The sequence below is a fragment of the Pseudoalteromonas sp. GW168-MNA-CIBAN-0100 genome (assembly GCF_040309225.1).
Classification (GTDB): Bacteria; Pseudomonadota; Gammaproteobacteria; order Enterobacterales; family Alteromonadaceae; genus Pseudoalteromonas; species Pseudoalteromonas arctica.
The window spans coordinates 1-263 of sequence record NZ_JBEOOL010000695.1; the positions used below are offsets into that span (position 1 = coordinate 1).

1 protein-coding gene is annotated in these 263 nt (G+C 36.9%); it reads left to right on the forward strand.

Going from position 1 to position 263, the window contains the following annotated elements; genetic code table 11:
* On the forward strand, positions 1 to 263 hold a 263-nt coding region (locus AAEY62_RS23055), incomplete at both ends, for an EAL domain-containing protein (RefSeq protein WP_350636758.1).

Genomic DNA, 263 nt, shown 5'->3' on the forward strand with positions numbered 1-263 from the left:
TTACTGAGCTTGCTCCACTTTTGAACATTAACCCGTTGTTTTACATATCGTTAAATTTGTCTCCAAAACATATTTTAAAGGCCAACACAACGCAGCAGCTCAGCTCCATACTAGAAAAAGCACAGATAAAACCACAACAACTTCGTTTAGAAATTACAGAAAACACGCTATTAGAAGATAAATACAAAGCGGCTAAGCAACTAAAAAGCTTACAGGCTGCTGGTTTCAAACTGTATCTTGATGATTTTGGCACTGGCTATTCA